The sequence below is a fragment of the Paenibacillus pasadenensis DSM 19293 genome, assembly GCF_000422485.1.
Classification (GTDB): Bacteria; Bacillota; Bacilli; order Paenibacillales; family Paenibacillaceae; genus Paenibacillus_O; species Paenibacillus_O pasadenensis.
On the sequence record NZ_AULW01000001.1, the window covers coordinates 197,829 to 212,074 of the forward strand.

15 protein-coding genes are annotated in these 14,246 nt (G+C 64.7%); 2 read left to right on the plus strand and 13 right to left on the minus strand.

Features of this window, described 5'->3' with window-relative positions:
- Positions 1–24 precede the first annotated feature (24 nt).
- From H582_RS0100900 to H582_RS0100920, 5 genes are all read right to left on the minus strand, one after another.
- Positions 25–1,107, minus strand: coding sequence for an efflux RND transporter periplasmic adaptor subunit (locus tag H582_RS0100900; RefSeq protein ID WP_028596969.1), 1,083 nt, complete (start codon positions 1,105–1,107; stop codon positions 25–27).
- Positions 1,073–1,975: an ABC transporter ATP-binding protein gene (locus tag H582_RS0100905; protein ID WP_084136447.1), complete on the minus strand. Its 903-nt coding sequence runs from the start codon at positions 1,973–1,975 to the stop codon at positions 1,073–1,075. Before H582_RS0100905 ends, H582_RS0100900 begins: the two co-directional genes overlap by 35 nt.
- Positions 1,976–3,449: 1,474 nt before the next feature.
- Complete coding sequence (locus H582_RS0100910) at positions 3,450–4,436, minus strand: Gfo/Idh/MocA family protein (protein ID WP_028596971.1); 987 nt, start codon at positions 4,434–4,436, stop codon at positions 3,450–3,452.
- Between the two features lie 218 nt (positions 4,437–4,654).
- Complete coding sequence (locus H582_RS0100915) at positions 4,655–5,149, minus strand: glutathione peroxidase (protein ID WP_028596972.1); 495 nt, start codon at positions 5,147–5,149, stop codon at positions 4,655–4,657.
- 60 nt (positions 5,150–5,209) lie between these two features.
- The gene (locus tag H582_RS0100920) at positions 5,210–6,019 is read right to left on the minus strand and encodes an alpha/beta hydrolase (protein ID WP_028596973.1); all 810 of its coding nucleotides are present in this window, start codon (positions 6,017–6,019) and stop codon (positions 5,210–5,212) included.
- Positions 6,020–6,179: 160 nt separating this feature from the next.
- On the opposite strand from H582_RS0100920, the gene H582_RS0100925 reads away from it, so the two are divergent.
- Complete coding sequence (locus H582_RS0100925) at positions 6,180–7,175, plus strand: glycosyltransferase (protein WP_028596974.1); 996 nt, start codon at positions 6,180–6,182, stop codon at positions 7,173–7,175.
- A gap of 36 nt (positions 7,176–7,211) precedes the next feature.
- Here the strand turns inward: H582_RS0100925 and H582_RS0100930 are convergent, their stop codons facing one another.
- Genes H582_RS0100930 through H582_RS0100940 form a run of 3 tightly spaced genes read right to left on the minus strand, consistent with a single transcriptional unit; the run spans position 7,212 to position 9,923 of the window.
- Positions 7,212–8,108 carry an ABC transporter permease gene (locus tag H582_RS0100930; RefSeq protein ID WP_240478894.1) on the minus strand — a complete coding sequence of 299 codons (897 nt, stop codon included), beginning with the start codon at positions 8,106–8,108 and terminating at the stop codon, positions 7,212–7,214.
- The gene (locus H582_RS0100935; protein ID WP_240478895.1) at positions 8,098–8,898 is read right to left on the minus strand and encodes an ABC transporter permease; all 801 of its coding nucleotides are present in this window, start codon (positions 8,896–8,898) and stop codon (positions 8,098–8,100) included. The genes H582_RS0100930 and H582_RS0100935 overlap by 11 nt, the downstream gene beginning before the upstream one ends.
- Complete coding sequence (locus H582_RS0100940; protein WP_028596977.1) at positions 8,895–9,923, minus strand: ABC transporter ATP-binding protein; 1,029 nt, start codon at positions 9,921–9,923, stop codon at positions 8,895–8,897. Before H582_RS0100940 ends, H582_RS0100935 begins: the two co-directional genes overlap by 4 nt.
- A gap of 48 nt (positions 9,924–9,971) precedes the next feature.
- Here H582_RS0100940 and H582_RS0100945 point away from each other — a divergent pair, with 48 nt between their 5' ends.
- Positions 9,972–10,178, plus strand: a complete 207-nt coding sequence (locus H582_RS0100945; protein WP_028596978.1) for a hypothetical protein — start codon at positions 9,972–9,974, stop codon at positions 10,176–10,178.
- Between the two features lie 43 nt (positions 10,179–10,221).
- Here the strand turns inward: H582_RS0100945 and H582_RS0100950 are convergent, their stop codons facing one another.
- The 5 genes from H582_RS0100950 to H582_RS0100970 all read right to left on the minus strand — a co-directional run bounded on the left by H582_RS0100950 (position 10,222) and on the right by H582_RS0100970 (position 14,164).
- On the minus strand, positions 10,222–10,713 hold the full coding sequence (locus H582_RS0100950; protein ID WP_043110733.1) for a tetratricopeptide repeat protein: 492 nt from the start codon (positions 10,711–10,713) through the stop codon (positions 10,222–10,224).
- Positions 10,714–10,780: 67 nt separating this feature from the next.
- On the minus strand, positions 10,781–12,127 hold the full coding sequence (locus H582_RS29665; RefSeq protein WP_052332849.1) for a stalk domain-containing protein: 1,347 nt from the start codon (positions 12,125–12,127) through the stop codon (positions 10,781–10,783).
- A gap of 95 nt (positions 12,128–12,222) precedes the next feature.
- Positions 12,223–12,717, minus strand: coding sequence for a GNAT family N-acetyltransferase (locus tag H582_RS25425; RefSeq protein WP_052332893.1), 495 nt, complete (start codon positions 12,715–12,717; stop codon positions 12,223–12,225).
- Positions 12,717–13,313: a hypothetical protein gene (locus H582_RS29670; protein ID WP_052332850.1), complete on the minus strand. Its 597-nt coding sequence runs from the start codon at positions 13,311–13,313 to the stop codon at positions 12,717–12,719. Before H582_RS29670 ends, H582_RS25425 begins: the two co-directional genes overlap by 1 nt.
- Positions 13,310–14,164, minus strand: coding sequence for a hypothetical protein (locus H582_RS0100970; protein ID WP_028596980.1), 855 nt, complete (start codon positions 14,162–14,164; stop codon positions 13,310–13,312). Before H582_RS0100970 ends, H582_RS29670 begins: the two co-directional genes overlap by 4 nt.
- Positions 14,165–14,246 lie beyond the last annotated feature (82 nt).

The window sequence follows — 14,246 nt, forward strand, 5'->3', positions numbered from 1 at the left end:
AACAGGAATCGGATCAGCAGCACGTTACCTGCCCACCACTTTCATCCCGGGCTCGAGGCCCTTCAGAATCTCGACCGCAGTCGCCGTCTGCTCGCCGACCTCCACGTCCACCTCCCGCTTCGTCTCGCCCTCGACGACCTGCACGTAGGTGCGGGAGCCGATGCTGCGCAGCGTGGACGGCGGGATGACGATGGCGTTCGGCTTGCTTTTGACGACGATGCTGACGGAGAGCATCGTGCCGCGCGCCACGTTCGCCGGCACCTTGTCGAGCTGGATGAGCAGGAAGTCCTCCGGACGCTCCGGCGTGGACGCGCCTCCGTTGCCTCCATTGCCTCCGTTTCCGTTGCCGCCGTTGTCGTCAGGCTGCGCCACCGGCAAAGCGGTGATCTTGCCGCTGACCTCGCCGACGCCGTTGATGTCGACGACAGCCTTCATGCCGACCGTCACCTGCTCCAGCTCGTCGGCGTCGAGCTTGATGCCGGGCACGAGCTGGCCCGTATCGGCGATGACGCAGATCGGATCGTAGGCCTTGATCGCGTCTCCCTTCTGCACCGGCAGCTGCACGACCGTGCCGGCGAACGGCGCGACGAGCGTCGCCTTGCCGATCTCCTCCTCCAGGTCGCCGATCGCCTGGCGCTTCTCCTCGAAGGCGATGACGGCCGCCTCGAAGTCGACCGGCGGCATTTCGTCCTTCTTTCGCAGCGTCTCCTTCATCGCGACTTCGTCCTTGCGGAACTGCAGGCGCTGGTCGCGCAGCTGCTTCTGCATGTCCTCGACGTCGAGCGACGCGATCGGATCGCCTTTCTTCACTTTTTGTCCGGGTTTTATGTACAAGTCCTTGAGCCGTTTTCCATCCAGCGTGTAATAGAGCGTCTCCTCGCGCAGCGAGATCAGCTTGCCGGCGGCCTCGACGCGCGTCTCCAGCGTCTGCGTCGTGACCTCGTACTCCGGCTTCTTGGAAATCTGCGGCGGAGCGATGGTCGGCAGCACCTCTTCCTCCGGCTCGGCCGGCAGCAGCGAGCAGCCGGCGGAGAGCGCCAACGAGCAGCCCAGCAGCAGAGCGGCGGCACGCTTAGATGAACGTCCCGTCCACCATTTCGTAAACATGATCGGCAACCTCCAAAATCGTAGGATCGTGAGTCGTCATGCAGATCGTGACGCCCTCGGATTGAATCATTGTGCGGAATACGGACATGATCTGCGCCGACATCTGCGTGTCGAGCTCCGCGGTCGGCTCGTCGGCCAGCAGCAGGCGCGGCCGATGGGCGATCGCCTTGGCGATGGCGACCCGCTGCTGCTCGCCGCCGGACATCTCGAACGGGCGGTGCTTCATGCGGCGCTCGAGGCCGACCATCGCGAGGCAATGCTCCACGCGGCCCTTCCACTCGGAGCGGGGCGTTCCGGCCATGCGCAGCGACAGCTCGACGTTCTCGTACGCGGACAGCAGCGGCATGAGCGCGAACGCTTGGAAGATGAAGCCCATCCGCTCGCGCCGGATAACCGTGCGCTTGTCGTCGCCGAGCTTGTGGATCGGCTCACCGTCGAACCAGATCTCGCCGCTGGACGGCGTATCGAGTCCCCCGATCAGATTGAGCAGCGTCGTCTTGCCGGAGCCCGAGCGGCCCTTGAGCATGACGAGGCGGCGATGCGGCACCTCCATCGTGATGCCCTTGAGCACATGGATGGGACCGCCCGAGGCCGGAAAGCTGCGCTGGACGCCGCTGACCTGAAGCAGCGGCTCGCCGGACAGGACGTCCGTTTCCGCTGCCGCGGCTTCGATGCGGCCGGCGGCAGCGCCCGAATGCGTGCCGCCCTGGAGCCCGGCGGGATCGGCCGGATGCGTGCCGCCCTGGAGCCCGGCGGGATCGGCCAGTCCGACCGCCTCGACAAGCTCGCCTTCGGCGGTCGGTTCCGGCGACAGTTCATCCGGCGGCGCCTGAGCAGGAGAATCTTTTTTCTTCTTTTTCCAGATCATGGTGAATCTCGACCCTCCATTTTCTCATCTTTCTCATTTTTCCTGTAGACGGATGGAAATGCTTAAAGGTTACACCGGAAATTGCCTTTTTCGAAAAAAAACCAAAAAACGCGACAAAAGTCCCGTTTCAGATGCGGCTTCCCGGGCTAAAGCTCCGGACTTGAACGTCCGAGTGACGGAGACTCTTCTCGATCTTCGTGGAGCCCAAAGCCACGATTTCCCTTTTCCGGCACAAGCGCCGGTCCGGCAAGCTCCTCGAGAACGGAGGCATCTTACAGCCGCTTCCATTTGTGTTGTCCGCATCCTTGGAGGGCTAACAATACGGAGAGACGCTATTTCGCCGAAAACCGCCTTTCTGAACTTTTAACGAAACTGACGAGCGCTATGGGGCCTTCAACTCCGAAAAATCGGTGTTGAAGCCTTCAATAGCACTTCTCAGTATCGTTACAATTTTATTTGCGCCTATTTCGGACAAATAACGTTCCTCAGTTTCGTTAGCTCCGCCCGCGCCTCCCGGCCGCCCGCACCGCTCGCGTCCCGCCTTGCACATCCCGCGCTCCCGCTGCCTGCATCCTCGCCTCCGCAGCCCGCACTCCCCCACGCCGTCCGCGTCCCGCTCGAATGCCACCGTTTGCATTCTCCGCTCGCGCCCCCCCGCTCGCGCCCCCCGACCGACGCCGCCCGAGCTCAGCAGCCCGCACACGTCTCCTCGTCTCCACACCCCAGTTGCTCGGTTTTTCCGCGTATCTCCCCCCGTCTACTCGTCTTCGCACCCGAGCTACTCGGTTTTTCCGCGCATCTCCGTCGTTTCTCCAACTGTCCTCCAGGTAACATGATTTTTTCGACTTCATGCCTCGATCACGCTCCTCCGTTCACCAGCTAGCTTCGCCAATGGCTGGCTGACGAGGCAGTAGGGTCGGCAGCTTGGCAGATCATAGCCTGCTTAGAAGTCGACGCGGGTTGGGCGGACGCGGAGATGGAGCAAAGCCGAGCTAGCTTGGCGAGCGCTGGGCACAGTCGAGGCTGCCGTCTCCCAGGTTTGCGGGAGACGGCCCTCCCCCCTAAAAAAAGGGGAAGCGGGCGGCGGACGAAGGGAGCGAAGCGAGACGATGCCTTTCGGAGAAGCGGCAGCGGTCCTCTTGGAAGACGGATGGCCTCCGAATAGGAGGTCAGGGGATCAAGCCATCCGGCTTCCAGTGGAATCGGAGAGAGGCTCGGCTCGCGCAGCGACCTGTTCGTCCCACAGGCTTGGCTCGGCTCACACAGCGGCCTATTCGTCCCACAGGCTTGGCTTGGCTCGGCTCGCGCAGCGGCCTGTTCGTCCCAGTCAGCCCGCACAGCGGCTTGTCCGCCCCCGAACGCCAGTCCCCTTATCCCGCACACAAAAAGAAGCCGTCCCCAACCGGCGCGCAGCCGGCCTGGAAGCAGCCTCTTCCCTCATCTCTTGTACCCTTGATTCGCGCCGCCCCTGCCCTTACGCCCGGTCCGCCGGGAACACAAGCCCGATCTGGCGGCGCGCCTCGTCCATGACCTCCATCACGGCGAGCGACAGCTCGAACGTGTTGATGTCCGACTCGGTCCGGCCTTCGGCGATCAGCCGTACGAAAGCCTCGATCTCGTACTGCATCGTATTGGCTGCCTGCGGCCGGCTCAAGTCCTCTTCCGGCCCGCCGCGGAGCTGCAGCCGAACGGACGCCGGCTGGCTGATCCGCTCAATGCGCATGACGCCCTGCTCCCCCTGAATCTCGGCCGGCAGCGACGAATCGCTGATCTTGGAGTGCGCGATCAGCGCCTCCATCCCCGGATAGCCGAGCAGCAGGCTGCCGCGGCCGTCGACGCCGGTATCCAGCATGACGGCGCTCGCCTGCACCGTCTGCGGCTTGCCGAACAGCGCTACGAGCGGATACAGGCAGTAGACGCCGATATCCATCAGCGAGCCGTTGGACAGCTCCGGCTTGAAGGCGTTCAGCACCTCGCCCGCCTTGTAGCGGTCATAGCGCGAGGAATACTGGCAGAACGAAGCGAAATACTGCCGCACCTCGCCAAGACGGCCGAGGTTGTCCCGGATCGCGGCGAAGTTCGGCAGGAACGTCGACTTCATCGCCTCGAGCAGCAGCACTCCATGCTCCCTGGAGGCGGCGATCATCTCCCGCAGCTCGCGGCTGTTGGAGGCGATCGGCTTCTCGCACAGCACATGCTTGCCGCGCTTCATGAACAAGACCGCCTGCTCCGCATGCAGCGAGTTCGGGCTGGCGATGTAGACGGCGTCGAGCTCGCGGCTCGCCGCCATCTCCTCGAGATCCGTGAACCGGCACGGGATGCCGTGCTTGTCCGCAAATTCCGCCCCCCGCTCGGCGCTCCGCGAATAATGGGCCGCGAGCTGCAGCCCGTCGACATGCCGAGCCGCGTCGATGAACGTTTCCGTGATGAAATTGGAGCCGATGATTCCGATACGCAGCATGCTTGTTCCTCCTTGGATCTGGATCGTATCCAGTCTATCACAGAGCGGCCTTAGGCAGATAGAAAAGCCCGCCTCCGAATTCGGAGACGGGCGGGCGGCGACCGGCATCATCGAACGGGCTCCTCTGCGATCGGGCCGCTCATCGAACGACCTCCTCTGCTCGAGCCGCTCATCGGACGGGCTCCTCTGCGATCGGGCCGCTCATCGCCCGGCGCGGCTCACGCCGGAGCGCCGGCTCCGAGCAGCCTTCGGATATGGCTCTCGATCTTCTCCGGCTTGTCGGTCGGCGCGAAGCGCTGCACGACGCGGCCGTCCCGGTCGACGAGGAACTTCGTGAAGTTCCACTTGATCGCCTTCGTGCCGAGAAAGCCCTTGGCCTCGCTCGTCAAGTATTGAAACAGCGGCGACGCGCCGTCGCCGTTCACGTCGACCTTGGCGTACAGCGGAAACGTGACGCCGAAGTTGATGCGGCACGCCTCCTGGATCTGATCGTCGCCGCCGGGTTCCTGATTGGCGAACTGGCCGCACGGAAAGCCGAGCACGGCCAGCCCTTCGTCCTTATACGTCTGATGCAGCTTCTCCAAGCCGTCGAACTGCGGCGCCAGCCCGCATTTGGTCGCCGTATTGACGATCAGCATCACCTTGCCGCGATAGGGCTCCAGCGTCGTCTGCTCCCCGCCGGACTTCTCCACTGGAATCTCATAGATCAACATCGGCATCGCCTCCCAATTAAATCGTTTCTGATTCAATTGTATAAAATTAATTCAATGCCGTCAACGCGACGATCCTCCCCAGCCGAGATCCTCCAGCCAGCTCCGGGAAAGCTCCAGCCAGCCGCCGGCGCGGCGGTCGTCCGCCGCCATGCCGATGCCGTGCCGCCCGCGCTGATACACATGGAGGTCGTAGGAGACGCCGTGCTCCGCCAGCGCCATCGCGAATCGGAGGCTGTTGCGAGAAGAGACGCCTTCATCCTCCGCCGTATGCCACAGGAACGTCGGCGGCGTATCCGGGCCGACCTGCTCGTCCGCGCTCAGCAGCGCCTCCAGCTCCGGATCGGGCCGCTCGCCGAGCAGGTTGCGCCGCGATCCGCCATGCGTCACGTCCGGGCGCATGCTGATGACCGGATAGCAGAGCAGCAGCGCGTCCGGGCGGCAGCCGATCCGCCGGATCGGGTCGTCCGACAGCGGGTCGCCGTCGTTGCTGAGCGTGCCTGCGCTCGCCGCCACATGCCCGCCTGCCGAAAAACCGAGCAGCGCGATCCGCTCCGGATCGACGCCCCACTCCTGCGCGTGCAGCCGTACGAGACGGATCGCCTGCTGGGCGTCCTCCAGCGCGCTCGGATAGGCGTACGGGGCGACGCGATAATGCAGGACGAACGCGTGGAAGCCGCGTTCCTGGTACCAGGCCGCGATCGGGTCGGCCTCATGTCCGGCCCGCATCGCGTAGCCTCCTCCGGGGCAGACGACGACGGCCCCTCTCGCTGCCGTGCCGGCCGCGGGGAAGCGCAGCAGATGCGGCCGATCCTCCTCTTGCGTGCCGAGCGCGCCCGGCGCTCCTTGCGGCCATAGCTCGATTTTTTCCATGATGCATGCTCCTCTCGAGTGCTGATGCGGCGTTTCGTTTCCTTAATGCCTTATACCCTCTTCCTCGCCGCTCTGCCGTTCTCCTCCCTCTTCTCTACCCCATATCGGGCCGGTCGATTATACTAGCAGAAGCATGCCCCACCCGAAGGAGGAATCGACGGTGACGAAAGTCGGTCTCGTCATGAGAAAAATTCAATTCGCGGAGGCCCAGGGCCCCCGCATCTATGCCGAAAGGCTGCAGGCGCTCAGCCGCGAGCTCGGCGTCGAGATCGTGTTCGTCGCGCCGGACCGCCATGTGAGCGGATACGACCAGGCGCCCGGCTACGAGTACGAAAAAGGCGATCTCGTCAACTACGACCTCGTGCTGGAGCAGCTCGACCGGGAGCGGATCGAGCATGTCATCTACACGGTATCCGGGTTCACGTTCCTCAAGATGTTCCGCGACAAGGCGGTGCTGTTCCCGCACAGCTACCCGCATCCCGACCTGACCGGCTACGAGATGATGAAGCCGTTCTACTCGATCGTGGACAAGGCGGTCGTGCATACGGACTATCTGAAAGGCCTGTTCCGCGCCGATTGGGGCGTCACGGACGTGGACGTCATCCCGATCGGCTTCGAGGAGGAGCTCGCCGAGCGCCATTACGACCCGTCGCAGGTGGTCGAGAACCGCATCCTGTGGATCGGGCGCGACGAGCCGAACCGCCGTCCCGACCTGCCGCTCGAGTACGCGCGCCGCAATCCGGACAAGGACGTCGTGATGGCGATGGGCGGCCTCCGCTACCGCGAGAGCATGAAGCGCTACGACATCCCGTCCAACGTGACGCTGAAGTTCGCGCTGTCCAGGGACGAGGTGTTCGAGCTGATGAATTCGGCAAAGGTGTACTGGAGCAGCAGCCGCTTCGACACGTTCTCGATGCCGCTCGCGGAGGCGATGGCGATGGGCAAGCTCGTCGTCAAGCCCGAGCATCCTTGCTACGGGCATATCGCGTCGACGCATACGTTCGCCGGCAGCGAGTCCAACTGGTTCGAGCTGCTGAACATGGCGGCCGCGCATCCGCGCCGGGTGTCCGAGGACAACCGCGACCAGGCGTTCAGCCGCTTCGGCGGACGCGTCATGAAGGCCGGCTACGAGAAATTCTACTCCGGCTGGCTGTAGGCATTCGCTGGCCGCAGCCATTCCGCCGGCTGGACGTCAGCTCCTCATCGCCATCCGGTTGCCCGAGCTGTAGCGCCGCAGGCCCGCATAGAACAGTCCGAGCGACAGCGCCGCCAGCAGCAGCAGCATGCCGGCTGCCGCCAGCATGAACGATCCGTCCCAGCCGCGCAGCAGGCCGATCGGCATGTAGCTGATGAAGCCCGCCGGAACGATCGTGAACAGCAGCAGCCGGCCGAGCCCTTTGAAGATGTCCGCCGGGTAGGTCGTGAACGCGAGGAAGCTGTTGAACAGCTGGAAGGCGATGCCCTCGGCGTTGCCGAAGAAAAACGCCAGCGAGCCGGCCGCGAGCGTGAAGAACAGGAAGAACAGGCCGGACATCAGCAGCGCGAGCAGGAAAGAGGCCAGCCCTGTCCAGCTATGGTCGCCGACGTACGCATAAATCGCCGCGCCGAACAGGAAGTCGCCGATCGCCGTCAGCGACATGCGGCTCGCCAGCACGTTCAGCAGCAGCGGCTTCGGCTGGGTCAGGTAGACGTCCAGCTCCCCGTTCGCCGTCAGATAGGCGATGCGCGTGAAGTTGCCGAGCAGCACGCTCGCCCAGCCGAAGCCGCCTGCGCTGACCGCCCAGAGCAGCATGACGTCCTTCAGCTCCCAGCCGGCGACATCCGGGAAGCGGTCGAAAAAGATGCCCCAGAACAGCAGCCAGATGACGTTGTTCAGGAACATCATGCCGGCGGTCATGAGGAAGCTCAGGCGGAACTCCATCGCGCCGGCGAGATTCAGCTTCCAGCAGGTGAGCAGGAACGGCAGCGTGCCTCGCCAAAACGTTCCTTTGCGCCGGTCCGCGGCCGCCGCGGAAGCGGCCATGGTCGCGGCCCGGGTCGGCGCGGCCGCCGACGCGGACCGCTCGGCCGGCTTGCGATCAGCCTCCATTGGCATTCAGCCTCCTTATGCCCCGCGAATAGATCCAGGCGCACAGCGCCGCCATGACGGCGATCCAGCCGAGCTGCTGCGCCACGTAGGCGCCCAGCTCCGCCCCGCCGCTGACGGCCGACTTGGCCGGAAAATACAGCACCGCCTGGAACGGCAGCCAGGCGCATATCTGCTGCAGCCAGTGCGGCATCAGGTCGAGCGGGATGAGCATGCCGCCGACGGTGAACTGCAGCTTTTGCAGGATGAACTCCAGTCCCCGCGTCTCCTCCACCCAAAAGGAGCAGAGCGCGATCGACAGGTTGAGCAGGAACGCCAGCGTGAAGCTGCCGAGCCCGAGCACCGCGATCGAGGACCAGCCGGCTCCGAGCTCCGGCGGGCCGACGAGCATCCAGCCGATGAGGCTGCCGCAGGCCAGATTGACGACGAACCGCAGCGCCGCCTCCCCGAGATAGGACGCGTACTGGTAGCCGGCGTACGAGATCGGCGTCAGCAGGCGGACGGCGATGCCGCCGCTCTTGACCTCCTCCTCGATGCGCGTGCACAGCTGCGGAAACGCCATCGTGAACGCCTCGGTCAGCACGAGGTACCAGATGATGTCCTTGAGCCGGAAGCCGGCGATCTCCGCGCCCTCGCCCTGGCCGCTGTACGCCGCCGACCAGAGCTGCATGAACACGTAGAGGATGAGCAGCAGGAACAGCGAGCGCATGAGGAAGTCCATCCGGTAAGCGGTCTGCTGTTTGAGCGTGATGCGGACGACGGCGGCGTATTTCGCGCCTTTGGCGGCGATCATGGCGCATCCTCCTCTCGCGCGGCCACGCCTTCGTCCCGGCCTCGGGCGAACAGCGTCTTGATGACCTCTTCCATCGGCGGGTCTTCGATCGTCACGTCCGCGATCGCCAGCGTCGACATGAGCCCTTGCAGCACCTGCTCGACGCCGATCTCCGTCAGATCGACCGACAGCCGCAGCTGGCCGGCGTCGGCCGGCAGCCGCCGCGCCCCGGGAGGCAGCGGCAGCAACTCGGCGGGCGGGGACGACTCGGCGAGCCGCACGGCGACCGTCTTGTAGCGGAGGATGTCGCGCTTCAGCCGCTGCACGGAGCCGTCGACCATGATGCCGCCGTGATGGATGACGACCGCCCGCCGGCACAGCCGCTCGATGTCGCCCGCGTCATGGGACGTCAGGAACACCGTCGTCCCCTCCTCCCGGTTCAGCTCCGCGATCAGCTCGCGGATCCGCTCCTTGATCATGGCGTCGAGGCCGATCGTCGGCTCGTCGAGGAACAGCAGGCGCGGCCGGTGCAGGAACGAGCAGGCGATCTCGCAGCGCATCCTTTCGCCCAGCGACAGACGCCGCACGGCCGTATCGAGGTACGGCCCGAGCTCGAAGCGCTCGATCAGCAGGTCGCGCCGGCGGCGGTAGTCGTCCCGGTCGAGCTCGTAGATGCGGCTCATCAGCTCGAACGTGTCGCTCGGCGGCAGATGGTACCACAGCTGCGACTTCTGCCCGAAGACGGTGCCGATCCGGTAGGCGAGCTGCTTGCGCTCCTGCCACGGCACATGGCCGAGCACGGTCGCCTCGCCGCCGCTCGGATGCAGGATGCCGGTCAGCATCTTGATCGTCGTCGACTTGCCGGCTCCGTTCGGACCGAGGAAAGCGATCGTCTCCCCCTCCTCGACCGCGAGGTCGATGCCCGACACCGCTTCCTTCTCGCTCCAGCTCGGCGCCCACAGCGAGCGGAGGCTCGCCGCGAATCCCGGCTCCTTGCGCTTGACGCGGAACGTCTTCCGCAGTCCCTTCGTCTCCAATACGTTCATGCTCTCCGCTCCCTTCGTCCCTGTTGTCTGAGCTGCCTCCGCACGCCGATGGAGGTCGCGCCGGCCTCGGCCGGAATCGGCAAAAAGACCTTCGGAAAGCCGGCCGGCACAGGCGTGCAGGCGGAACTTTCCGAAGGTCTTTTATCCCTTACGGTGTACGCGGCCTATGGCGCCGCGCCGGTCTCGCTCGGTTCGGTCGAAGAGGGCCGCATCGGCGCGGCCGCTTCCCGGATCCCTAGAAACCCTTCCGTTTGATGATTCATCTTACACGGAAGGGAAGGTTTGGTAAAGGCTTTTTTCACCATACCTGATCCAGCTTGTCCGCATAAAAACGGATCGCCCGCGCATAATCCCGCACGCCGGCGGCGGAGCTGCTGTCCGCCAGCTCGCGCAGCAGCAGCTCCATCGCGCGGGCGGCCTCGCCTTCGTTGTACAGCGCCATCGCCAGGAACACGCGAAATTCCGCCCGCTCCGGGTACCGCTGCGCCGACGCCTCCAGCAGCTGCCGCGCCTCGGCGTAGCGGCCGAGCGTCCGCAGCGTGCTCCCGAGTCCGAGCCTCGCTCCCGCATCGTCTCCCGGCTCCGCCAGTCCGATCGAGAGCGCCCGCTCGTAATGCGGCACCGCCTCCCGCTCCAGTCCGAGCGAGTCATGCGCCCAGGCGAGCTGGTACTGCAGTTCGGCGTCATCCTCGGCATGCTCCGCCAGCGCCTTCAGCAGCCGCAGCGCTTCCTCGCCCTGGCCTTCGCCGCGCAAGCGCGCCGCGGCGCGGATCGTTTCCTCTCGATTCATCTGGGCCTGCCTCCTTCTTCCGCTTCACTTAAAAAAGCCCATCCGACAATGCGGACGGGCTCGGTTCCTATACGCTTGCCGCGGTCTGCTGCAGCAGCGCGGTCAGCTCGGCGTTGCCGAGCTCCTTGGCAAGATCCAGCGGCGTTTTTTCCGTAGACGGATTTTTCTTGTTCGGGTCGGCGCCCTTGGCGAGCAGCAGCTTGACGATGTCCAGCGCCTCGGCGTCGACTGCCTCGTACAGCGCATGATCCCGCTTCGGATCGGCTCCATGCTGGAGCAGCAGCTCGACGACGCGGGCTTCCGGCTTGTAGGCGATGCCGTCATCCTGGGCGTCGTACAGCATGCCGCTCGCGAGCTCAAGCGGCGTGTAGCTCTCCTTGACGTCGCAGTTGCAGTCGTTCGGATCGGCGCCGTTCTTGAGCAGCAGCTCCATCATGGCGTACGCGCGGCTGCCGTCAGCGCCGACATAGCCGGCAGCGGCGGCGAGCGGCGCAGCGAATTGCTGCTTGCCGTCGGACTTGGCGCTCGCTCCGGCCGCCAGCAGCTCCTTCACGATCTCCAGGCGTCCGGCGTGGATCGCCGTCCAGACGAGGTTGCCGTTCTCCTGCTCGAGGCCGGCGATGTCCGGCTTGGCGGAGAGCAGCAGCCGCAAGAGCTCCAGATCGGACGCCTCGGTCGTTGCCGGATATTCCCCGTCCGCCGTCTCGCGGTAAGGCAACGTCGCCGCTTCGACGAGCGCGATGGCGTCGCCCTCTTCCATCGTGACGATCATGTTGACGTCGGCTCCGTTGTCGAGGAACAGCTTGACGATGTCCTTGTTTTTGGTGAAGACGCTCGTGATGAACGCCTGCTCGCTGAGCGCCGGCTTCCAGCCTGCGGCAAGCATCGCCTTGAGCTTGTCCAGCTTGCCGGCCCAGGCGAAGCTGTTGGCCTTGTCCGCCCAGCGCGCCTGCAGCTCGGCGCCTTGGAGCGGAGCGACCGTCACCTGCTGCTTGGCGGCGTTCCAGCCGACCTTGCTGTCAAGCGCTTCGCCGATGAAGCGAAGCGGCACGAGCGTGCGTCCTTTGAGCACGAGCGAAGGCTGGGACAGCTCGACCTTCTGGCCGTCGACGAGCGCCCAGTTCTGGCCGATCGTATGGACGATCGTCGTGAAGCCCTTCGTCGCGGTGATCTGCTTGCCGCTGACGGACACTTTGGCGCCGAGCCCTTCGAAAATGCCGCGCAGCGGCACGAGCGTCGAGCCGTTCACGATGACCGGCGGCTGATCGTACTTCTGCGTCTTGCCGTTCAGCACGACGCTGATCGCCGGCTTGGCGGCGGCCGCCGCGGCCGAATCGGCCGCGCCGCTTCCGAGACTCGTCGCGATGACGGCCGCAGCGATTGCCGTGGCGGCAAGACCTTTCCAATGGTTCATGATTGGCATTCCCCTGACCTCGATTATGTAAGCTCCACGTATGGAAAACTTCAACTCTATTATCGGAGGTCGGCCTCGCCTTGTCTATCGGAAAATCAACGGGGGCCGGAAGTCCCGGCACCCGCGTCGGAGCGGGGAAGATCCATCGACAGCCGAATCATGTCGACGCACGGAATTCCATTCTCCACGATCGGCTCGTCGTAGTGGCGCACGAAAAAATCGCGGTCGACGCCCGCGATGCGGAAGCCGCAGCGCTGATAGAGCGCCAGCTGGCCGATGCTGGAGTTGCCCGTGCCGACCTCGAGCGTCGCCGCCCCGAGCTCGCGGGCGCGCTCGACCGCATGGAGCACGAGCCGCTTGCCGAGGCCTTGGCCCTGGCGCTCCTCGGCGACCGCCACATTGACGAGCTCCAGCGTCGCCGGCCTCGTCGGCAGCAGCATGTACGCGCCGATCGGCGGTTCGTCGCCGTCGGCCAGCAGCCAGCATTCACCGCGCTCCGCGTAGGAAGCGACCATCTCGGCGGACGGGTCGGAGAGCAGCAGCAGCTCCATCGGCAGCGGCTCTTCCGGATTTCGTTTACGAATGATGATCATAGGGTTGGCGCCTCCTTGTCGACTCTGTGCCTGCGGACACGGGCTAGACGGAACGGCAGCCGCAGCGCCAGCAGCTCGGCGATGCCGAGCAGGAGGACGCCGCCTCCATACCAGACCCACCACTGCAGCTCCTCTAGATTGAACTGGAACGGATAGAACACCAGCAGGACAAAAGCGAGCAGCGCATAAAACGTCCGCCTGCCTCCGGCCTGATGCTGGATATCCCTCGCTTTCGCCTTGGATGCCGCCTCGCGCAGCCCTGTGCAAAGCAGCACGATCAGCACGGCGTGAAGCGCCAGCATCAGCTGGCCGTACAGCTGGACCGGCAGCGGCAGCTGCGAGATTCCCTCCGTCGGATTCATGGTATACGGCATGAGCACAGCCGGGAGCGAGACGGCCGCCAGCCCCCAGGCGAGCCGCCCGGCGCGGCGCATAGCGGGAAACTCGCTGCCGAGCCGCAGCGATCCCGACGCCGCCATCATATAGCCCACGAAGTCCGGCAGCCAGTCGATGCCCGCGATCCGCACGTCGAGCAGCACGAGGAGGAGGCCCCAGCCGATGCGGCGAAGCGGCTTTCGCCAGGATACATTCATCGCGAGCTCCCTCCGTTCATGGCCGGATGCGGCTCGCTTCCTTTTCGAAGCTGCTTCACCAGCGCCGTCAAGTCGTTCTCGTCGATGGCCAAGTTCGGAAAAGCAAGCGGCTCCCGCTCCCGGATGATCCGGCCGTCCTCCGTCCGGAACGTCAGCTCCAGGCCCATCTCGTAATAATGGGCTCCGCGAAGGCTGTTCCCGCCGTCAGGCGCGAACGACCAGTCGATCCGGATCGTCTCCCCTTTGGTCAGCGCGACCGGCGGCTGCAGCGACTTAGCCCCGAAGCCGTAAGGCTTCAACCGGATCGAGTCGCCAAGCTCAGCAGGAACGACTTCGATTCTTTCGAGCGTGCAGTCGCAAGCGGCTGCGCCGTTTACGGAACCGTTGTCGGACCCGCCCCCCTTGCCCTTGATGCCTAGAACCGACTCCTCGCGCTTGCGCAGCGTGCCGGCCCGGACCTGCTTTATGGTTCCATTGCGGTAATGTACGGTCAACGTTATCGGCTGCGGCTCCTTGAGCTGTTCATAGGCCTCTTGATCCACTTCCCAACTGGCATAGGCCGTCAGCTGGCGCTGGTAGCGGAAGCCCATCGTCTCTTGCAGCACGATGGCAGCATCGGGCCGCTCGTTCCATTGCACGAATAGGACGGAATTCCGCTCTCGGCGATTTTCCAAGTAAGGGATGTAGAGCTGATTGGTGCCGGGATGGACGAGCTGATCCTGCGTGAAAAAATAAGGCTCTTCCAATAGCTGCGTGCCGCGATAGAGCAGATTCCCGGTCCAGCTCGCCGCGATCAGCACGACCGCCGCCGCTGCCGCCGTCCACGGACGGCGCTTGATCCAGCCTAGCATTGCGCGTCTCCTCCTTCAACCTGCCTATCATAGCATGATCCAGGAGTATTTTGGGAAAGTATGCAAAAAATCCCCGGAACCG